The following is a 22,489-nucleotide window of genomic DNA, read 5'->3' on the forward strand; positions in this document are numbered from 1 at the left end:
TTGGATATAAAACACCTGCAGAGGTCTTCGCTGCAACATAAACATAAAATGTTGCACTTATATTGACAATCTATCATTTATAAATACTTACAAAGTAAAATAATTTAAGATTGAAGAGGTAATTAATGAGAAACTTAAAGATTACTTTACAATATAACGGTAAAGACTACTGTGGATGGCAAAAACAACCCAATGCACTTGGGATTCAAGGGACAGTAGAAAAAGCCATATATGAAATAACAAAAGAAGAAGTAAAAGTTACTGCATCGGGAAGAACAGATGCAGGTGTGCACGCCCTAGGTCAAGTGGCAAACTTTAAAACAGAATGTAACATACCAGCAGATAGAGTACCTGATGCATTAAATGCCAAATTGCCAAAAGATATTTCTGTAATATCATGCGAAGAGGTTGACATAGACTTTCACGCACGATATAATGCTTGTGGAAAGACATATAGATATTTAATCTACAATAAACCTTACAGAAGCCCTTTATACAAGGATTTATCATATCATGTGAGGTATGACTTAGATTTAGATAAAATTCGCTCAGAAGCCAAATATTTAATTGGTACACATGATTTTGGCGGATTTATGAGTTCTGGCTCATCAGTAAAAGATACAGTGAGAACTATCTATGATGTCGACATAAAAGAAAACGACGGAATGATATCTATTGAAGTGAGTGGAAACGGATTTTTATACAATATGGTAAGGATAATTGTAGGTACACTTGTGGATATAGGTCGAGGTAGAATTAAACATAATATGGAAGAAATAATAAATTCCAAAAGTAGGTCAATGTGTGGTCACACAGCGCCTGCGCATGGTTTATTTCTCAAAAAAGTTAACTATTAAACCCTTGACACTTTTTCGTAGTTGTATTAGAATATATAGGAATGTGTTAATAAGTCCACAACGCCCCGGACTTTATATAAAACGGTAAAATAAAATTTTTGAAAATTAAGAAGGAGGGACAACCATGAAAAGTTATATAGCTAAACCAGCTGAAGTACAAAGAAATTGGTACTTAGTTGACGCTGAAGGAAAAACATTAGGTCGTCTTGCTACAGAAATAGCAACTATATTAAGAGGAAAACATAAACCAACATTTACACCACATGTAGACGGTGGAGACTTCGTTGTTGTTGTAAATGCATCAAAAGTAGTTTTAACAGGAAAAAAATTAGATCAAAAATACTATAGATACCACACTGGTTATGTAGGTGGATTAAAAGAAATCTCTTACAGAGAAATGATGGAAAAGAAACCAGAAGAAGTAGTAGCACATGCAGTTAGCGGAATGTTACCAAAAAATAAATTAAGAGCTAGAATGATGACTAGATTAAGAGTATTCGCAGGAGCAGAACATACTCATGCAGCTCAAAAACCAGAAGTAATAAGCTTCTAATTTAACTAGGTGAAAGGAGGAGTTATCATGGAAAAAGTACAATTCTACGGAACAGGAAGAAGAAAAAGCTCTGTAGCTAGAGTTAGATTAGTTGCAGGTGAAGGAAACATAACAGTAAACGGAAGAGCATTAGACGAATATTTCGATTACGATACATTAATAAGAGATGTTAAACAACCATTAGTTTTAACTAACAATGAAAACAAATATGACGTTATAGTAAGAGTTGAAGGTGGAGGATTCACTGGACAAGCTGGTGCTATAAGACATGGTATATCTAGAGCTTTATTAAAAGCTGATGCTGAATTAAGATCAGAGCTTAAAAAAGCTGGATTCTTAACTAGAGATGCTAGAATGAAAGAAAGAAAGAAATACGGATTAAAGGCTGCAAGAAGAGCACCTCAATTCTCAAAAAGATAGTATTACCTTATATGGTATTTATGAAAGTCTTGAAGTTATTAACTTCAAGGCTTTTTTTATTGTATATAAAAGTATATTAAAGAAATATTTTAAAAGGCTTGGTTTTTACTAGATACATATTATTCATTTGATATAATTAAAGTAAAAATTGTTAGCTTGAAAAGGGGTATAGTAGATGAATATAGGTATATTTAATTGGGGAGATATTTATGAAGAATTTGCAACAAGGTTATTGAAATATAAAAATGATAGGAAAGGCCTTATTTCAAAAATTCAAAATGTTTATGAAGAAATAGATATGAAGCTACCTAAAATGGAGATTAATGGTAATATATTGGATATAGATCCTTTTACGATTTTTGGATTATTTAATAAAGGTATAACAGATGATAACCGTAAGCGTATTTTAGGTGAAATTGCAAAACAATTTAATCTTAAAAATAAACTACCATCTAGCTTTGATGGAATTCCATTAGTTAATAATTTAAGTGCTGCTTTTTTCAATTTTGTTGAAGACCGAGGAGAAAATGATATAAATAATTTGTGGGAAGCCTTTGAATCAGCAATTAGGTATGCTGATAATCCTACACAAGAAAATAAATTAAAAATAGAATCTGCATATGACAAAGTAATTAAACAAAGAGGTATTCAGTGGAATATTACAATGGGATTATATTGGATTCGTCCAAATACTTATATAAACCTAGACTCAAAAAATAGAGAATTTATTATTAGTGAAAAAATTCTTCCAGAACAATTTATTAAAGAATTAAATAAATTTAAAAACATACCAAATGGTGAACAGTATATTCAATTATGTGCTTTACTATTAGATAAAATAAAATATGGTAAATATGGTTATAGAAATTTTAAAGAATTATCTTTTATGGCATATGAACAAGATGTTTATTGGCCACCAGATAAGGATTATAATCCAAATATAAGTACAAGTGAATGGAAAGAATTTTTACAGAAGGATAAAGAGGATTATCCAGAAACTTTAGAGATGCTTAAAGTTATGTACAGTTTAGGGGGGGAAGCTACTTGTAAAAAGTTAGGAGAGATATTGGATAGACATTCTAGTAGTTGTCTTAATATAGGTAAAAATCTTGGTAGGAGAGCTAAATATAAATTTAATTTAGCACCATATATGGATGGAAAAACAGAAAGGTTCTTCGTTATTCCATTTCTTGGACGACGTATTTATCAAGATGGCAAACAATTATATTCTTGGAAGATAAGATCAGAATTAATGGAGGCATTGAAGGGTATGGATTTAGAAAAAATTCAATTGGGTAAACAAAATACAGATATATCTAAAAATACAATATTATATGGCCCTCCTGGCACTGGTAAGACATATAATACAGTTATGTATGCAGTTGCTATAATTGAAAATAAAAAACTTGAAGATATAAAAAGGGAGAATTATACAAAGGTTATTGATAGATATAATAAGTATAAAGAAGATGGGGTTATAGAGTTCACTACATTTCATCAATCTTATGGATATGAAGAATTTATAGAAGGTATTAAACCAGTTATACATAGTGATGAAGAAGATGAAACTGATATACAATATGAAGTGGTTCCAGGATTATTTAAAAAGTTTTGTGATATAGCTGGTAAACCAATTTTGAGAAAAGAAAAATGTGATATAGGTATAAATGAATCACCAACTATATGGAAAATTTCACTTGAGGGTTCAGGCGAAAATTCAACACGTACCGAATGTATGAGAAATAATCATATTAGAATAGGATATGATGAGTATGGTAGGGAAATTACAAATCTATCTAAAGGTGATGCTGGTAGAAACATATTAAATTATTTTATTAATGATATGAGTATAGGTGATATAGTTATGTCTTGCTACGATTGTAATACCGTGGATGCTATTGGTGTAGTAACAGGTGAATATGAATGGCATGATGAATATGCTGAATATAAAAGATTACGTAAGGTAAATTGGATTGTAAAAGGTATTAAAGAGAATATTATAAAAATTAATAATGGAAGCAGACTTAGTAATCCTACGGTATATAAATTAAGAATGGATTTATCAGATGTTATGGAAATTATAGAGAAATATTCTAATAATACTATAGAGGTTGAAGAAAAGAAAAAGAATCATATTTTTATAATAGATGAAATCAATAGGGGAAATATATCAAAAATTTTTGGAGAATTAATTACGTTAATAGAACCGACAAAACGTATAGGTCAGGCTGAAGGACAAAAAGTTAAATTGCCTTATTCTCAAAAACTTTTTGGAGTTCCAAATAACGTGTATTTAATTGGGACAATGAACACAGCAGATAGATCTATTGCAACAATTGACACAGCATTACGACGTAGATTTAATTTTAAAGAGATGTTGCCAGATTCAGAGGTTTTAGATGGAATTTATGTAGAAGATGTTTCTGTCAAAGATATATTTATAAAAATGAATAAGCGTATAACTGTTTTATTTGATAGAGAACATACTTTAGGACATGCTTATTTCTTACCTCTGAAAGATGCTCCAACTATTGAGACGCTGGCAAATATTTTTGAAAATAGTATTATTCCTCTATTACAAGAATATTTCTATGAGGATTATGAGAAAATCCGACTGGTTCTTGGTGATAACCAAAAGGATACTGAGGATAAACAGTTTATTACAATAGAAGAAAATGATTATAATGATTTATTTGGAGATACAGATTATGAATTTGATGAAATGAGAACTTATAAAATAAATAGTTTTGCATTAACAAATATTGAAGCATATCGCTCAATATAATTTGTGAGAGGTATAAAGAATGAAGAAAACATATCAAATAACTGAATATAGTTCGTTTGCAAGGGGAAAAAATATTACAGGCTATACCTACTTACCAAATTATATATTTGACATATTAGAGGAGTTTATACTTTCAAATAAAAATAGAGATGTAGAAGCATTAGAATTTATGAATATTTCAGTAAGAAAGGGAATAGGAAAAGTTATAACAGCAAAAAACTATGTTGGAATAATTGAAATAAAAGATGGTACAACTATTGAAATTCTTCCTAAGATTTATTCACAAGAAGATGTAACAGAAGCTAAAGTTAAAAAATTAGTTATGGATATGTTGAAAACTTTAAGAAAATCACCATATAAATCTTTACAGGTAGCTAATGTAAGTGTTGATAAAATGAATATCTTTGAAATTTTTATAAGAATGTTTATAAATGAAGTACTACTTATTGTAAAGAAGGGTCTAAAGTCAAATTATGAGACAATAGAGTCTAATGAAAGAGTGTTCAAAGGAAAAATGAAATTTGCACAACAAATTAAGTACAATTATGCACATAAAGAGCAAAGTTATGTAGAATATGATGAATTTAATACGAATTGTCCTGAAAATAAGTTATTAAAATCTACATTACTTTATCTATATAAAAATACACATTCTTTGAAAAATAAAAATGATATAAAAATGTTGTTAAATAGCTTTTTGGAAGTTGAAAAATCTATTAATTATGAAGAAGATTTTAATAGAATAATAGCAGCTGATAGAAATAAAAAGGATTATACAACAGCATTATTATGGAGCAAGATTTTTCTTATGGGCAAGAGTTTTACTTCATTTTCTGGTTCAAAGATTGCTTTTGTACTGTTATTCCCAATGGAAAACTTATTTGAAAGTTATGTAGCAGAAGTTCTAAGAAGGAATTTAAATAAATCAGCATATAATATTTCTATCCAAGATAAAACACATCATCTATTTGATGAACCTAATAAAAAATTTTTGCTAAAACCAGATATTGTTGTTAAAAATAAAAAAGATAATAATATTGTTATATTAGATACTAAGTGGAAGCTACTTTCTGGTCAAAAATCAAATTATGGTATACATCAATCTGATATGTATCAAATGTATGCTTATTCTAAAAAGTATGGAGCTGAAAATGTAATATTGTTATATCCTAATACAGAAAAGATTATAGTAAGTAAACCTATAGAATTTAAATCAAAAGATGGCATTAGTGTAAAAGTAAGATTTATAGATTTATTTAATATTAAGGAAAGTATCAATCAATTAATCATTGAATTATAATACATAAAAAAGTTAAAATAATAATTTGTATTTCAATAAACTAATCAGATGAAAAAATACGTATATTTTTACTTGAAACTAAAATTATATTCGTATATAATAAACTTGTAAAACAAAGAACGGTCAAGTGACTGGTGGAAACATCGAAAGATGCGTAGGATAACCTACAGGGAGCTTGATTATATATTTAGGAATTGCCGACCGCCTGGGCACGTAAGATATTTTATGGAATATTTGCGTGCAGGCGGTCTTTTTATATTTAAAATAAATTATTTAGGGGGAAAATAGCATGAACATGTTATCACTTGCAAATGAATTAAATAGCAACACTTATCCAGGAAGAGGTATTATAATAGGAAAAACTAAAGATGGTAAAAAAGCAGTAACAGCATATTTTATAATGGGAAGAAGTAATAATAGTAGAAACAGAGTATTTGTTGAAGATGTAGAAGGAATAAGAACACAAGCATTTGACCCATCAAAACTTGAAGATCCATCATTAATAATCTATGCTCCAGTTAGAGTTTTAGGAAATAAAACAATAGTAACTAATGGGGACCAAACAGATACTATATATGAAGGTATGGATAAACAACTTACTTTTGAGCAATCATTAAGAACTAGAGAATTTGAACCAGATGCGCCAAATTACACTCCTAGAATTTCAGGAATAATGCACGTTGAAAACGGAAAATACAATTATGCAATGTCAATATTAAAAAGCAATAATGGAAACCCAGAAGCTTGTAATCGCTATACATTTGCATACGAAAATCCAGCAGCAGGTGAGGGACATTTCATACATACATATATGCACGACGGAAACCCACTACCAAGCTTTGAAGGTGAGCCAAAATTAGTAGAAATAAACGGGGATATAGATGAATTCACTAATATGGTTTGGACTAATTTAAATGAAGACAATAAAGTTTCATTATTTGTTAGATTTATAGATATAGCTACTGGTGAATATGAAACAAGAATAGTGAATAAAAACAAATAATATTTAGTAGTTATATATAATTACTAAATGAAAATATAAATTTTAATATAAGAATAGGAATATATAAATAAAAGTGCATAGCTGCACAAAAGGAGTATATATAATGAAAGAAATTCAATTAAAATATGGGTGCAATCCAAATCAAAAGCCATCAAGAATATTTATGGAAGATGGTTCACAACTACCAGTAAAAGTCTTAAATGGAAAACCAGGATATATAAACTTTTTAGATGCTTTTAATGGATGGCAGTTGGTTAAAGAGTTAAAAGAAGCTACAGGACTTCCAGCAGCAACATCATTCAAACATGTATCGCCAGCAGGAGCGGCAGTAGGAAAGAAATTAGACGATACATTAGCAAGAATATATTGGGTTGATGATTTAGGAAAATTATCACCACTTGCAAGTGCATATGCAAGAGCTAGAGGTGCTGATAGAATGTCATCATTTGGCGATTTTATAGCATTATCAGATATATGTGATATTGATACTGCAAATTTAATAAAGAGAGAAGTTTCGGATGGAGTTATTGCTCCAGGATTCACAGATGAAGCTTTTGAAATATTAAAGACAAAGAAAAAAGGCAATTATAATATAATCCAAATAGATGAAAACTATATTCCAAACAAATTAGAAAGAAAGCAAGTTTATGGGGTGACTTTTGAGCAAGGTAGAAATGAATTAGATATTGATGATGATTTATTATCTACTATAGTGACTATAAATAAAAATATCCCAGAAGAAATATTAATAGATATGAAGATTGCACTTATCACATTAAAATATACTCAATCAAACTCAGTTTGTTATGTTAAAGATGGTCAAGCGATAGGCATAGGGGCAGGGCAACAGTCAAGGATTCACTGTACTCGTCTTGCTGGGCAAAAAGCAGACAATTGGTATCTTCGTCAATCACCTCAAGTAATGGGGCTTGAGTTTAAAGATGAAATTGGTCGTGCAGAAAGAGATAATGCAATAGATATCTATATAGGGGATGAATATATGGATATTCTTTGTGAAGGAGAATGGCAAAAAATATTTAAAATAAAACCAGAAGTTTTTACAAAAGAAGCTAAAAGAGATTGGTTAGATAAAATGACAGATGTAGTTGTAGGGTCTGATGCATTTTTCCCATTCCCAGATAATATAGAAAGAGCACACAAAAGCGGAGTTAAATATATAGTTCAGCCAGGGGGCTCAGTAAGAGATAATGAAGTAATAAAATGTTGTGATAAATATAATATAGCTATGTTATTTACAGGCATAAGACTATTCCATCATTAGAGAATATATAAAAAAGGTAGAATTAAAAATAAAATAAATTTTTAATTCTACCTTTTTATATTTGTGATTTAATTATCTGTAAAAGTGTTTACAGAAGTTTTTTAATTCATTTAAGAATATAGTTGTAGATTTAGAATGATTATTATCATTTAAAACATATGTAAAATATTTTTCATAATAACTTTCTAATGGAAGAATGCATATATCTTCATTTTTATAAGATGGCTCTGCAATAAGTTTAGGAATAATGCTAATACCTAATTTATTTTTTACAGCCTCTTTAATTGCATAATCACTTCCCAAAGTCAACATACTTTCTGGTTTAAGATGATTCTCTTTTAAGAAAAGATCTATAAAATGTTTTGTTGAACAATTATCCTCTCTAGTTATCCATCTTTTAGACTTTAGCTCGTTCATATATGTAGAGATATCTTTAATTGTGTTTGCATATGGGATTATAAGAACCATTTTTTCTCTCAGAAATCTATTTTGCATAAGAGTATTTTTTTCATATAATTCTTCTATAAGTCCTATATCTATTTCATTATTTCTTAATTTATTTAGAATGTTTTTATCACTATCTGTAAATATATCTATATTTATATTTGGATATTTTTTTAGAAACTCAGATAAAAATTTCGGTAAAAAATACTCTTCAAGAACAGAATTGACTCCAATTTTTATACTACCTACTACATCATCATTATTATTTTCTATTAATTCCCCTGGGGTATCATCTATTATATTAAAAATCTGTTTTGCCCTTTTGTATAATAAGTTTCCGCTCTCTGTTATAGTTATTTCATTGTTTCTAGAAATAAGAGCGATATTTACTCTAAAGAATTGTTCTAAGTATTTTAAATGTTCATAAACAGTTGCTTTAGAGAGATTCAAATTTTCCATAACTTTTATAACATTGTCGGTTTCGACTATAGATATAAAAGTTTTTAATTCAGGTAGCATGACAACCCTCCTCAATGGTATTTTATTTAAGCAACCTTAAAAATTCTCATTGTTTATATTTTAGCATTTTTCTTTATTTTATACACGTTTAATATTTAGTTTGTAAGAATATTGATATATTTAATGATAATAAATAACTATAAATACAGCAAAAAATCAAAAAAAAACGTATTGATATAGATATATTAATTTAGACAAGTATTTTTTATTATGATAAACAAATATTAATTTACATATATATGAAAATTAATATTATAGTAAATTTATTGATTTGTGATAAAACTACGCTTTTTTGACGTATATATCGTAAGCTGATACATTAATAATATATCAGTTAACGATATATTAGGAGGCGATAGATATGAACAAAGAGACACCACTGACAGAGGCAGTTTATTATATATTATTAGCAGTTAGAGAGCCCAATCATGGATATGGAATAATACAAGATGTATTTGATATGACAGATGGGAGGGTGAATTTAGGTCCAGGAACTTTATATGGAGCAATAAATTCATTATTAGAAAAAGGCTGGATAAAACTATACAGCGAAGAAAAACAACCTAGAAAGAAAAAATCTTATGTAATAACACCTTTAGGGGTAGAGGTGTTTAAAAAAGAAGTTATAAGATTGAATGAATTAATAAAAAATGGTGAAAAGATGGGGGTATGATAATTATGATTAAGTATCGTTATTATATAGATAACCAAAAAGAACAAGACTGGTTAAATAAACTTAGTAGAGAAGGATGGGCATTGAAAAAATTTTTCTTGGGATTTTATAAATTTGAAAAATGTGAATCAGGAGAATATGAATATCAAATAGATTTAATGCCAGAAAATGTAGAACAACAAGACTATTATGATTTTATGGAGGAAGCTGGAGTAGAGGTTGTATGTAGATGGTATTATTGGGTATACCTTCGCAGAAAAACATCTTCAAACAATGAATTCAAACTATACTCTGATAAAGAATCGCTAAAAGGTCATTATGAAAGTATTATAAAGTTTTTAAAACCATTTATGTACTTAGAATTGATAGCTTCACTATTGCAATTACCACCGATATTTATAAGCAACTCTAAATTTAATATATTTTCATTTATATTCTTATTCATACTATTCTTTATAGTATTTAAATCAGTAAGACGCTTTGAAAATAGAATAAAGAGAATAGAAGAGGATGTTAAGTAATAATTTATAAAGTTAATAAATTTACTTAATTAAAAGGGGAGATTAAAATGAAAGATTTTATTTATGCTGCATTACCTTGGATTATAATGGGGTTAACAATTGCTGTTTTGGCAGTGAAGTTTAGTAAAGCAAATTCTAAAAAAGATAATGAAATTGTGGATAAATCCAATATGGATGATAAAAAAGAAGCTCATAATAATAAGCAAAATGATCAAACAAATAACAATATGGCAACTGGGATGTGTATTGGAATGTGCCTTGGAGTAGCATTAAGCACAACAGGACTGTTTTCTATGTCATATGGAGCAAGTTTTGGGATGTTGATAGGTATGGTTGTAGGTATGTGTATAAATTCTCAAAAGTTATCCACTGTGGATAACTTTTGAGAATTTATATTTAGTAGGATAGATTTATTGAAAAAATATTTTTGTATTGGTACTATGTTAATAGTGATTAAAAAGTCCGATGCAAAAATATTTTTTTGTATTAATTTTAAATCTAGAAGGGAGTGTGGAAAAAATTAATATTAATGAGATAGCAAAGTTAGCGGGGGTTTCACGAGCAACAGTATCGAGATATTTAAATAACGGATATGTTAGCGAAGAAAAAAGAAATATAATTGCAAAGGTAATAGAGGATACAGGGTACATACCATCAGCTCAAGCTAGAATACTAAGAACAAAAAAGAGTAAGTTAATAGGTGTTATTATACCAAAGCTAGATTCACAATCTATAAGTAGAGAAATTTTAGGTATAAATGAAGCTTTATCAAAGGAAGGATATCAAATTATCCTTGCTGATACATTTAACAATGAACATAAAGAATTAGAATATCTTAAGGTTTTACAAAATAATCAGGTAGATGGAATTATATTAATAGCAACAGTATTTACTAAACAGCATAAAAAACTATTACAAGAGTTAAGTATTCCAGTAGTAATAGTAGGACAATATTTAAAAGGTTATTCATGTATATATAATGATGACTATAATGCAGCAAAAGATATAACTAAAGAATTAATAAAGGATAATAGAAAAAATCCTGGATATATAGGTGTAAACTTAGATGATGAATCAGCTGGTAGCGGAAGATATAATGGGTATATAGATGCGATAAAAGAGTATGGGATAGATATCAATAAAAATAATATGAAAATAGCAAAGTTTAATATGGAGGATGGTTACTTAAAAACAAAGGAACTTTTCTTAGAAAATCCAAATATAGACGCACTATTTTGTGCAACAGATAATATCGCTGTTGGAGCTATGCAATACTTAAAAGAATGTGGAAAGAAAATACCAGAAGATATTTCAATAGTTGGTTTTGGTCATACAAATATATCAAAGGTTGTAGAACCTAAATTAACAACAGTACATTTTCATTATAAAACTTCTGGAATAGAAGCTGCTAATATAATTATGAATATGATTGAAAATGGAGACAAAATTATTAGAGATATAAAAATGGGGTATGAAATAATAGTTCAGGAATCAACAAATTAAAAATAAGCACTTAATCTGATAATGAGATTGGGTGCTTTTTTAATTTACAACTTATTACCTAGAGCAAGAGATGAAGCCATTGGCGCTATGAATGAAGTGAATTTATATGTATAATTAGTGATAATACATATATAAAGGGGATATCAAAATAAAATATGGAATTGATTTCAGATTTTAATAAATTTATAAGTTAGTCATAACAAGTTATATGATTAAAGAATGTGGAAAAAAATTCAAAAAACCTTTGCATAAATATAAGTAGCGTGCTACAATGAACTTGAGAAATGTGAGAACGATATCATATATTACAAAAGGGGGATAAAAATATGGAAGAAAATAAACAAGAAAAATATTTACGCATTTCGAAAGAAATAGTGAATTACGTAGGTGGAGAGGATAATATTCAAGGCGTTGCACATTGTGCAACAAGATTACGTATAGTGCTAACTGATAATAATTTAGCCGACATTGAAAAATTAGAAAATATTGATTCAGTAAAAGGCGTGTTTATCGCAGGTAACCAATTGCAATTAATATTTGGAGCAGGTTTAGTAAATGAAGTTTATGAAGTATTCAGTCGTTATACACATACAGAAAATATGTCGCTTGGAGATATTAAAGCTCAAAGTGCTCAAAAACAAAATCCAATACAAACAGTAATCAAGTCTTTATCAGATGTTTTTATCGGTATTATGCCTGGGATATTAGCTGCAGCATTACTTATGGGGATTACTGGTGTTTTAGGCAAATGGGATGTTGTTGTAAATAATGAAACATTATATGCAATTAATAAATTAGCAAGTATAGCTGCTAATGGAATATTTAGTATTTTACCAATGGCTGTTTGCTATAGTGCTACTAAGAGATATGGTGGAAAACCAATCTTAGGTATGATTGTTGGAGCGATAATGCTTGATTCTTCTTTAGCAAATGCATATTCAGTTGGATCAGGAAGTGTTGTTCCAGAAGTTATTAGGATTTTTGGCTTCCCAATTGAATTAGTAGGATTTCAAGGTGGAATTATAATCGCATTAATGATGGGATTTGTAGTTGCTAAATTAGATATTTTCTTTGATAAAAAAGTACCTGATTTTATTAAACTATTATTATCACCATTATGTACAGTATTTATTTCTACAGTATTATTATTCACAGTTGTTGGACCATTAGGTAGAGAGTTAGGTAATTTAATAACAGGAAGTTTAATTTGGATGACTGAAAATCTAGGTGCGTTAGGTTATATGATTTTTGCAGGTTTACAACAAATAGTAGTTATTACAGGTTTACATCATATTATAGGAGCTGTTGAAGCTCAGTTAATTGCTGATACAGGGAGAAACTTCTTAAATCCTTTAATGTCAGTTGCATTGATGGGGCAAGGTGGAGCTGTTTTAGGATATTTAATATTAAACTGGAATGATGTAAAAGCTAGAGAATTATGTATTCCTTCATTTGCATCAACTTTATTCGGAATAAGTGAACCAGCTATATTTGGTGTTAACTTACGTCATAAGTTCCCGCTAGTTGCTGGATGCTTAGGAGGAGCTATTGCAGGTGCCTATGTTTATTTTGCTGATTTAGCAGCATTAGGGTTTGGGACAAGTGCATTACCTGGTATAGCTATTACAGACCCTACTAATAATGGATATATAAATTATATAATAGCTCATATAATTGCTTTATCTACAGGTCTTGTGTTCTGTGTGATATTTGGTAAAGTTAAAGACAAAAAAACTACTAAAGTAGAAGATAGTGAATATGATGTTTCAGAAAAAGTAGGAAATATTGAAGTTACTTCTCCTGTAAAAGGAAGAGTTAAAAATATAGGTGAATCATCTGATGCTACATTTGCATCAAAATGTATGGGTGATGGAATTGCTGTAGATGTAATTGATGGGGAGATTGTCGCACCTTGTGATGGAAAGATAACTATTGTATTCCCAAGCAAGCATGCTATAGGAATGAAGCTGAAAGATGGTTCTAGTATACTTATTCACTGTGGTATTGATACTGTTAATATGGATGGTGATGGATTTGAAACATTTGTTGATGTTGACCAAGAGGTTAAAAAAGGAGATTTATTATTAAAATTTGATATAGATTTAGTAAAAGAAAAAGGATATTCTACGGAAACAATGATGTCATTTGAATTAGCTGACAAACGTACTTTACAAATGCAATACACTGGTCAAACTCAAGGAAAAGATGTTGTTGCAGTAGTTAAATAGGAGGTGGGGATCTCTAATGATGACAAAAGAAGATTACTTAAATGAATATAAGACTCATAAAAGTATGCGAGATAATGTTAAAAGGGATAATTATCGATTACAATATCATTTGATGCCTCCAACAGGCTTTTTAAATGATCCAAATGGGTTATTTCAAAAAGACGGTGTCTACCATATTTATTTTCAATATACACCTTTTACAGCTGGATGGGGAACAAAGCTTTGGGGACATTATACAAGCAAAGATATGATTAATTTTAATCAAGAAGAACCATTTTTATATCCAGATATTTCTCTTGATAGGGATGGTGTTTATAGCGGTTCTGCCTTTGTAGAAGATGAAACAATTCACTATTTTTATACTGGAAATGTGAAGTTGACTGATAGAGAAGATTATGATTATATTAATTCTGGTCGTGAACAAAATACAATTCATATGACAAGTAAGGATGGATATAAGATTAGTGAAAAGGAATTAATTCTTTCTAATGATGACTATCCAATAGATATGTCCAAGCATGTTAGAGATCCAAAGATATTTAAAAAGAATAACTATTATTATATGGTTTTAGGTGGTAGAACATCAGATAATCAAGGATGTGTGTTATTATATAAGAGTAAAGATTTAATTAATTTTGAGTATTATAATCGTATAGAAGTTGATGATTTCGGATATATGTGGGAATGTCCAGATTTATTTGAATTAGATGGAGAATTATTTTTAGTAGTATGCCCACAAGGAATATCTCAACGAGGTTATGATTATTCTAATGTTTATCAAACTGGATACTTTAAAGTTGATTATGATTTTGACAATAATACTTACAAAATAAGTGAATTTAAAGAGTTAGATAGAGGATTTGATATTTATGCTCCACAAAGTTTTTTAGATGAGAAAAATAGACGTATACAATACGCATGGATGGGAATACCTGATGCAGAATATAACAATCAACCAACTGTTGATTATTGTTGGCAACATGCTTTGACTATGCCTAGAGTTTTATCTTATAAAAACAATCAGATTTATCAACAACCACTAGATGAAATGAAAAATTTAAGATTAGAAAAAATAGTATCCAACTGTAAAAATATTAAACAAAAGGATACAGTTGTTTATGAAATGCAAGTTGATTTTGATAAGTCTCAAGATTTTGTTTTACAAATAAGAGACGACGTTCAATTATCATATTTAAATCATGTTCTTTCATTAAGTCTGAAGCAAAGTGGATATGGACGCTCAATTAGAGCAGTTGAATTAAATGAAGTTAATAGCTTGACTATATATAGTGATACATCAAGTTTAGAAATATTTATTAATGATGGACAAGAAGTATTTACAACTCGTCTTTATGGAAAATTATCTAATCAAAATATAGAATTCTTAACAGAAAATAAAGGTGAAGTATTCTTCTATCCGTTAAAAGGATATACAATTATTAAAAATGATTAATCAAAAGAGATTGTCACATAATAATATTGTGTCAATCTCTTTTAGCTTTTGATATACAAATTGATAGAAGAGGTGAAAATTTAATGAAAAAATTAATTTCAATAGGAGAGGCATTAATTGATTTTATACCTACAGAGTCAGGTAAAAAAATCAAACAAGTAGATGGTTTTAAACCAGCAGTAGGTGGAGCACCAGCTAATGTATGTGCTGCTTTTACAAAATTAGGCGGAGAGTCAAAAATGATAACACAATTAGGTGAAGATCCTTTTGGAGATAAAATAATAGATGAATTTAGAAAATATAATATAGGTTGTGAATATGTATCAAGAACATCAGAAGCTAATACGAGTTTAGCTTTTGTAGCTTTAGATGAAAATAAAAACAGAGAATTTTCTTTTTATAGAAAACCTGGTGCAGATATGCTACTTGAAGCAGATACTATAAAACAAGAATGGTTTGAAAATATATTTGCACTTCATTTTTGCTCTGTTTCAATAGGCGATTTCCCTATGAAACAAGCACATGATAGAGCTATTGAATATACATTAAATAACAATGGAATAGTAAGTTTTGATTTAAATGTAAGGCTTCCATTATGGAAAGCCCCAGAAAGATTAAGAGAAGCTATATTAGAAATGATACCAAAAGCACATATTTTAAAAATTTCTGATGAAGAATTAGAATTTGTGACTGGAGGAACAAATATAGAGCATGAATTAGATAAATTATTTGTAGGTAATGTCAAATTAATCATATTTACAAAAGGTAAAGATGGAGCAGAGGCATACACAAAATTTGCAAAAGCATCAATACCTGGAATAAAAACACAAGTAGAAGATACTACTGGAGCAGGAGACGGATTTATAGGCTCGTTTTTATATCAATTAGATAAAAATAGTGTAGATGTAGATAAATTAAAGTTATTAAACAAAGAGGATTTAGAAAGATATTTAGATTTTTCAAATAGATACTGTGCTATAAGTGTAACAAAAAAAGGGGCTATGGATTCTTATCCTACATTAGATGAATTTTTAGAAATTATATAAAAAATATATACAGGTTAAAAAGGTATGTAACTTAAATTTTAATACTATCAAATTATATGAAATTCCATATGAACTAATGTTTATATGGAATTTTTATATAGATATAAAAATAGTAATACATCAAAAGTTGGATATACTATAAATATTAAAAAATTAGGAATTAATAGTTAATAAACGTTATATAAACTAATACAAAAATATTAGGAGTATACAATATGAAAATTAGACTAGGCTATGTTGCAATATCAAATGCATTAGGAAAAAAAGTAACAAGCTCCAGCAATGTTACTTATAAAACATATAGTAAAATAACATCAGAAGAAAAGAAAATAGAAAAATTAAAATCTATAACACATTCAAATTTTGAGGGTCTGGAAAAAATCCTTAGATACAATATAGAAAATGATATACATTTTTATAGACTTACATCAGCACTAATACCATTAACTACACATCCAGATGTTCCAAACTGGGGATATAGAAAACTATTTAAAAAGGACTTTGAATATATAGGTAAATTGATAAAGAAAAATAATATGAGGGTAGATACACATCCAGATCAATTTAATGTAATTAATAGTGCAAATGATGAAGTTGTAAAGAATACTATAAAGAACTTATCAAGACAGGTAGAGTGGTTTGAAGATATGGATTATCCAATAGGAAAAATGGTTATTCATGTAGGTGGTGCAACAGGGGGGAAAGAATCGGCACTTAGTCGTTTTGTTGATAATTTTAAAACATTTCCACATGATATACAAACTAGGCTTATTATTGAAAATGATGATAAGATATATACAGCACATGAAACACTTACTTTATGTAAACAATTAGATATACCTATGGTATTAGATGTTCATCATCACAATTGTAATAATGAAGGTGAAAATATATATGATATGCTAGGAGAGATTTTTGGTACATGGAATAAACAACAACTTCCGCCAAAAATTCATTTTTCTTCGCCGAGGGATGGAGAGCTAGATAGAAAGCATGCAGACTATATAGACGCATCTTCATTTATAGATTTTATAGAAAATAGCAGAATAGTTAATACAGATTTTGATGTGATGTTAGAATGTAAAGAAAAAGACATTGCTCTTTTTAAACTTGTAGATGATATAAAGAAGCTTAGACCAGAATATACTTGGATAGATAAGACTACTTTAGAAATTTAATATTTAATATAAAGTATTTAATATAATTAAAAGGCAAAGTAACGTAATAAAATACATTTACTTTGCCTTTTTTATTAAACTATATTAAACATTAAACAAATTGGATATTGCAATGTTGAAGTCTTCTTATAAACGAGTATCCCAAGCTCCACAGAATGCATCTACAGAACTTACACCTTTAAACTCAGATTTACCCATTATTTTTTCTATAACTAAATCTAATGTTGCATCATTATCAGAGTATGCATTTATATAAGTTGGTACCATAGGTACATCTATTAAGTGGAATGGATTGAATACAGATACACAAACTGTTGGTAATTCTGTTACATACCATGGGATATCTGGACCCATAGGCATTGCCCAAGTTATACGTCTAACGTTGCTTTGAGAGAATCCAGCAACATGAACGAATAACATTACTGCATCAAATTGATCCACGAATTCTTTTATTGGAGTAGCAGCTAATAATTGTTTACCATTTAATCCAGCAGCTGGGTCAAATAAAGTAACTTCAAATCCTTGAGCTTCTAATTTAGCCTTTACTCTTTGGTTTAATCTATCAGCTTCTACTTTGTTTGGAGCAAATCCAGATTGCTCTACAGTATAAAGCATTATTCTCTTATGAGTTTCTGGAGTTAATGGTAATTGGTTTTTAGTATTTTTAACTAAAGTTATAGCTTGGTCAGCTATGTCTTTAGCAACTTGTTTATGTTCTTCACAACCTATTACAGAAAGACCTTCTTCAGCAGGAACTAAAGTACCTTCAGCTTTTTTAGTATGTAATTTTAACATTGCTTTAAATGCTAATATACGAGTAACAGCTTCGTTTAATCTTTCTTCAGTTAATACACCATTAGCTAAACCTTCTTTTATAGCTTCGATATCTTCTTCTTTATCTCTATAGTAAAGTATCATATCGCATCCAGCAGCTATAGTATAAGGCATTATTTCAGCTCTTCTCATAGCAGAAGTTAAACCAACCATGTGAGTTGCATCAGTTATAACTAATCCGTTAAATCCTAATTCATCTCTTAATAAGTCTTGTAATAACTCTGGAGCTATAGTAGCAGGCATTATTTCGTTATCTTTTATTCCTGGTCTTAATTTTCTAGACATTTCAGGAAGTCTTATATGTCCTATCATTACTGATTCAACACCAGCATCTATCATGCCTCTATAAACTTTACCGAAGTTTTCTTCCCATTCTTCAACAGACATATCGTTGTTAGTAGTTACTATATGTTGATCTCTTTCATCAAGACCATCACCAGGGAAGTGTTTCATACAGCTAGCTAAACCAGCATCTTTAGCACCTCTTAAATATTCTTTAGACATGTCTAAAACTTGTTCAGCTTCACTAGAGAAACATCTACTTGAAACAACACAGTTTCTCCAGTTTTTATTTATATCAACTATTGGAGCGAAAGTCCAGTTACAACCTATAGCTGCAGCTTCTTTACAACCATAGTATCCTAATTTATATGCATTTTCTTTATCTTGAGTAGCACCTATTGTTACATGGTGACCGAAGTGAGTACCCCCACCAACACCACCATCTCCACCAGCTTCTATATTAGCAGCTATTAGAGCAGGTATCTTACTTGTTTCTTGTATTACTTTATTTTGTTTATATAGGTCAGCTGGAGACATATTGTTATATCTAAATCCACCCATACCGTATTTTTGTATTCTTTCAACTACTTCTTCTTCAGTATTATTCCATAACATATCAACGAAAACTTGTCCTATTTTTTCATCTAATGTTAAATTTGCTAAAGTTTCTTCTACCCATTTTATATCTTCATCAGAAAGATAAAATGGTTTTGCTTTTAAATTAATCGCCATTTTTTTATTCCTTTCGTTGTCGAATATTTTATACATTATTTGTCGGGAATACCTATTCCTTGTTATAATTATATCAATTGAGAAAAATATATTATAGAATATTTGTGAATAGTTTTAGCACAAATATTACTTGTTTTATAAATTTTAGTTCATATATAATTGTTATATTAATTTAAATGAGGGATTTGGTATTAAGGGGATTTGTTAGGTAAAGGGAGAAAATATAATGATTTATGAAAAAATAGATTTAATATCAGAAATGTTAGACGCAACATTAAATTTAAAATGTTTTTATATAAAGGGATTAAATGATGACTTATCATTTATAAAAGAGTTAATGTTACCTATATTTGTAGATAATAATAAAGAAAAAGATAAATTTAGAGATATGTTATTCAATATGGAAGAAGAGCATGTATATCTTTTAGATAATTTAATTTTAGGAAATTATATTGTTATATGTTTAAACAAGATAGAACAAAATTATTTATTCGTAGGTCCGTATTTATCTGAGAATAAATATGAAGATTTATTAAATTATACAGATGAATACAATATATCTAATAATGATATAGAATTTATACATAGATATTATAATACTTTGCCTTTTATTAATAAAAGTAAAATTACATCTATTATATCTGTAATAAAGAATAATATTTATGATAAAGATATAGACCTCAAATTTATATTTAAAAAGAAATTTAAGAAAAATGAGCGAGTTCATTTACATAGTAATAAAATCACAACAGACTTATTAGATTATAAATATGTTGAAGATTGTATTCGATTAGATAAAAGGCTTGTGCATACAGTAAGCTCGGGAAGCAAAGTAAATTCTTTGAAGGTATTAGACAAGATTTTAGATTTATATTTTGTAGAAGAAGAAGGTTATAATATCAGAATGCATCAAAATAAGCTGATTTATTATAATACATTACTTCTTGTTATGTTAAAAGATAAAGATGTTAGCAATATATATGCAGCGAGTTTATTTAAGAGATATATGAAAAAAATAGAGTCAGCAAGATTTGATAAAGATATAAAAGATATATTTTATGATATGGTGATGGATTACTGCTTTGCAATTAGTGAATTTAATATAAAACATCACTCATCATTAGTTGGGAAGGTTGTAGACCATATAAATTCTAACTTACAAGATAACTTATCTGTAAACGAAATAGCGAATAAGTTTTATGTATCACCTACATACTTATCTAGAATATTTAAAAAAGAAACCGGATTTTCAGTAATAGAATATATTAATAAACTAAAAATAAAACATTCTACATTTTTACTTAGGGATACTGCACTTCCGATACAAGATATATCGAGAATTATAGGAATTAATGATGTTAATTATTTTTGTAGAATATTTAAAAAGTATATGAATCAAACACCGACACAATATAGAAATATTTTTAAATAAATAATTATAAATAATATTACGATTATACAGATAAATTTATATAAAGTATAACCATAAATTAATATAGACAAGCTTTTGATTTTTTGGAATATATAAACCTCTACAAAAATATAAATGTACGGGGTGATAATAATGAGAAAATATAAGTACATAATAATTTCTGTAGCTGTGGTTATAACTAGTCTATTAATACTTAAAGTAAGAAATGCATCAGCAGATGTTATGGAGTATATGCCGGTTGCCAATAAGACAATAGTTTTAGACGCAGGGCATGGTGGAATTGATCCAGGAGCTATGAATAAAGATAAAACTATATTAGAAAAGGATGTAAATTTAGAGATTACAAAGAAATTAAGAGATCTGTTAGAATCTAGTGGTGCAACAGTCATAATGACAAGAGACAGAGATGTTAGTCTATATCAAGAAGATGGAAATAAGACAATAAGACAAAAATATAATGAAAACTTGAAAAATAGAAAGAAAATAATTAATGAGTCAAATGCAGATATATTTGTATCTATACATCTTAATGCATTCGAACAATCAAAATATTATGGAGCACAAACTTTTTATCCAAAGGGCAAAGATGATGGAAAAGAATTAGCACAATTTATTCAAGATGAATTAAAACGAGTAGTAGACCAAGATAATGACAGAAAAATAAAACCGAGAGATGATATATATCTATTAAAGAATGCAACAATGCCATCAGTTTTAATTGAATGTGGTTTCTTGTCTAACGAAAAAGAAAGTCAATTACTAGCTGATTCAAAATATCAAGATAAAATAGCATGGGCTATATATGTAGGAATACAAAAATATTTATCAGGAATATCAGAGAATAATTAAAGAAGCTTAATAAAATAAGAAACATTATAGTTATAATTAAAATGTTTCTTATTTTTATGAATAATAAATAGAAAATTTGGAAAGATAATATTAATTTGAAATAGTATATATAAAATAAAGATAAATTTAGAGTAAATATTCTTTAAAAATAATAAAAATAAAAAATATATAAAAATATAAATCTAAGAATATATTTATATATATGATTAAAAATATCAATTGATTTATTTTTGTTCGTTAATAAAAGAATAAAAATACAATAACAATTAACATTGTTTTTAAAAATAAAAAAGTTAAAAAAACTTTTAAAAAAGGTGTTGACGATTTAAAAAATAGGTGATAAAGTATTACTTGTCTTTGAAAAACAAGACAAAAGCTGAAAAGCAAAACAAAAACTTCTAAAAAAGTTGTTGACAAGTAAAAATGACTTTGATACAATAAAGAAGTTGATTTAAGAACTTTGAAAATTAAACAGTAGGTTAATTATAAACTTTAATTCACACGAATTAAAACCAACAAACAAACCAAGCCAGATATTTCAGATAATGATTAGTCTGAGCAGGTAAACAACTTTTATTTGAGAGTTTGATCCTGG

General features: G+C 28.4%; 19 protein-coding genes and 1 riboswitch. Of the genes, 17 read left to right on the forward strand and 2 right to left on the reverse strand.

All coding sequences use genetic code 11. The annotated features are described in order from the left end of the window. The first annotated feature begins 125 nt into the window (after positions 1 to 125). The 7 genes from truA (at position 126) to ABCM86_RS13255 (ending at position 8,200) form a co-directional block, all read left to right on the forward strand. Positions 126 to 857, forward strand: a complete 732-nt coding sequence (truA, locus tag ABCM86_RS13225; protein ID WP_195929298.1) for a tRNA pseudouridine(38-40) synthase TruA — start codon at positions 126 to 128, stop codon at positions 855 to 857. 124 nt (positions 858 to 981) lie between these two features. Beyond that, positions 982 to 1,410 (forward strand): 50S ribosomal protein L13, encoded by a 429-nt coding sequence (gene rplM, locus ABCM86_RS13230; protein ID WP_007285319.1) that lies wholly within the window; start codon positions 982 to 984, stop codon positions 1,408 to 1,410. 27 nt (positions 1,411 to 1,437) lie between these two features. Beyond that, positions 1,438 to 1,830: a 30S ribosomal protein S9 gene (gene rpsI / locus ABCM86_RS13235; RefSeq protein WP_195929300.1), complete on the forward strand. Its 393-nt coding sequence runs from the start codon at positions 1,438 to 1,440 to the stop codon at positions 1,828 to 1,830. Positions 1,831 to 2,005: 175 nt separating this feature from the next. Continuing rightward, complete coding sequence (locus tag ABCM86_RS13240) at positions 2,006 to 4,615, forward strand: AAA family ATPase (protein WP_343004150.1); 2,610 nt, start codon at positions 2,006 to 2,008, stop codon at positions 4,613 to 4,615. A 19-nt stretch (positions 4,616 to 4,634) separates the two neighbouring features. Next, positions 4,635 to 5,915 carry an McrC family protein gene (locus ABCM86_RS13245; RefSeq protein WP_295677313.1) on the forward strand — a complete coding sequence of 427 codons (1,281 nt, stop codon included), beginning with the start codon at positions 4,635 to 4,637 and terminating at the stop codon, positions 5,913 to 5,915. 117 nt (positions 5,916 to 6,032) lie between these two features. Next, positions 6,033 to 6,133: riboswitch (ZMP/ZTP riboswitch) on the forward strand. Between the two features lie 71 nt (positions 6,134 to 6,204). Beyond that, entirely contained in the window at positions 6,205 to 6,918 is a 714-nt protein-coding gene (locus ABCM86_RS13250; RefSeq protein WP_343004151.1) for an IMP cyclohydrolase, read from the forward strand. A 103-nt stretch (positions 6,919 to 7,021) separates the two neighbouring features. Next, positions 7,022 to 8,200 carry a phosphoribosylaminoimidazolecarboxamide formyltransferase gene (locus ABCM86_RS13255; protein WP_343004153.1) on the forward strand — a complete coding sequence of 393 codons (1,179 nt, stop codon included), beginning with the start codon at positions 7,022 to 7,024 and terminating at the stop codon, positions 8,198 to 8,200. Positions 8,201 to 8,272: 72 nt separating this feature from the next. On the opposite strand, the gene ABCM86_RS13260 is transcribed toward ABCM86_RS13255, so the two are convergent. Continuing rightward, a complete protein-coding gene (locus ABCM86_RS13260; protein ID WP_295763788.1) occupies positions 8,273 to 9,163 on the reverse strand; it encodes a LysR family transcriptional regulator in 891 nt (296 codons plus the stop codon). 361 nt (positions 9,164 to 9,524) lie between these two features. On the opposite strand from ABCM86_RS13260, the gene ABCM86_RS13265 reads away from it, so the two are divergent. The 8 genes from ABCM86_RS13265 to uvsE all read left to right on the forward strand — a co-directional run bounded on the left by ABCM86_RS13265 (position 9,525) and on the right by uvsE (position 17,765). Beyond that, entirely contained in the window at positions 9,525 to 9,836 is a 312-nt protein-coding gene (locus ABCM86_RS13265; RefSeq protein ID WP_343004154.1) for a PadR family transcriptional regulator, read from the forward strand. Positions 9,837 to 9,841: 5 nt separating this feature from the next. Continuing rightward, positions 9,842 to 10,357, forward strand: coding sequence for a DUF2812 domain-containing protein (locus ABCM86_RS13270; RefSeq protein ID WP_343004155.1), 516 nt, complete (start codon positions 9,842 to 9,844; stop codon positions 10,355 to 10,357). 47 nt (positions 10,358 to 10,404) lie between these two features. Next, complete coding sequence (locus ABCM86_RS13275) at positions 10,405 to 10,743, forward strand: hypothetical protein (protein ID WP_343004156.1); 339 nt, start codon at positions 10,405 to 10,407, stop codon at positions 10,741 to 10,743. Positions 10,744 to 10,867: 124 nt separating this feature from the next. Next, positions 10,868 to 11,860 (forward strand): LacI family DNA-binding transcriptional regulator, encoded by a 993-nt coding sequence (locus ABCM86_RS13280; protein WP_316116313.1) that lies wholly within the window; start codon positions 10,868 to 10,870, stop codon positions 11,858 to 11,860. 326 nt (positions 11,861 to 12,186) lie between these two features. After that, a complete protein-coding gene (locus tag ABCM86_RS13285) occupies positions 12,187 to 14,088 on the forward strand; it encodes a glucose PTS transporter subunit IIA (RefSeq protein ID WP_278568878.1) in 1,902 nt (633 codons plus the stop codon). Positions 14,089 to 14,104: 16 nt separating this feature from the next. Then, positions 14,105 to 15,541, forward strand: a complete 1,437-nt coding sequence (locus ABCM86_RS13290; RefSeq protein ID WP_343004157.1) for a glycoside hydrolase family 32 protein — start codon at positions 14,105 to 14,107, stop codon at positions 15,539 to 15,541. A gap of 83 nt (positions 15,542 to 15,624) precedes the next feature. Then, positions 15,625 to 16,587, forward strand: a complete 963-nt coding sequence (locus ABCM86_RS13295) for a carbohydrate kinase (protein ID WP_195929315.1) — start codon at positions 15,625 to 15,627, stop codon at positions 16,585 to 16,587. 215 nt (positions 16,588 to 16,802) lie between these two features. Next, on the forward strand, positions 16,803 to 17,765 hold the full coding sequence (uvsE, locus tag ABCM86_RS13300; protein WP_007285331.1) for a UV DNA damage repair endonuclease UvsE: 963 nt from the start codon (positions 16,803 to 16,805) through the stop codon (positions 17,763 to 17,765). Between the two features lie 126 nt (positions 17,766 to 17,891). Here the strand turns inward: uvsE and ABCM86_RS13305 are convergent, their stop codons facing one another. Then, positions 17,892 to 19,613, reverse strand: a complete 1,722-nt coding sequence (locus ABCM86_RS13305; protein WP_295777831.1) for a glycoside hydrolase family 3 N-terminal domain-containing protein — start codon at positions 19,611 to 19,613, stop codon at positions 17,892 to 17,894. Positions 19,614 to 19,839: 226 nt separating this feature from the next. Here ABCM86_RS13305 and ABCM86_RS13310 point away from each other — a divergent pair, with 226 nt between their 5' ends. Continuing rightward, positions 19,840 to 21,045 carry an AraC family transcriptional regulator gene (locus tag ABCM86_RS13310; protein WP_343004158.1) on the forward strand — a complete coding sequence of 402 codons (1,206 nt, stop codon included), beginning with the start codon at positions 19,840 to 19,842 and terminating at the stop codon, positions 21,043 to 21,045. A gap of 132 nt (positions 21,046 to 21,177) precedes the next feature. Beyond that, a complete protein-coding gene (gene cwlD / locus ABCM86_RS13315; RefSeq protein ID WP_343004159.1) occupies positions 21,178 to 21,894 on the forward strand; it encodes an N-acetylmuramoyl-L-alanine amidase CwlD in 717 nt (238 codons plus the stop codon). The last annotated feature ends 595 nt before the right edge of the window (positions 21,895 to 22,489 follow it).

This window comes from Clostridium sp. 2218st1_F5_2218SCRN_220325 (assembly GCF_039062665.1).
GTDB lineage: Bacteria > Bacillota > Clostridia > Peptostreptococcales > Peptostreptococcaceae > Intestinibacter.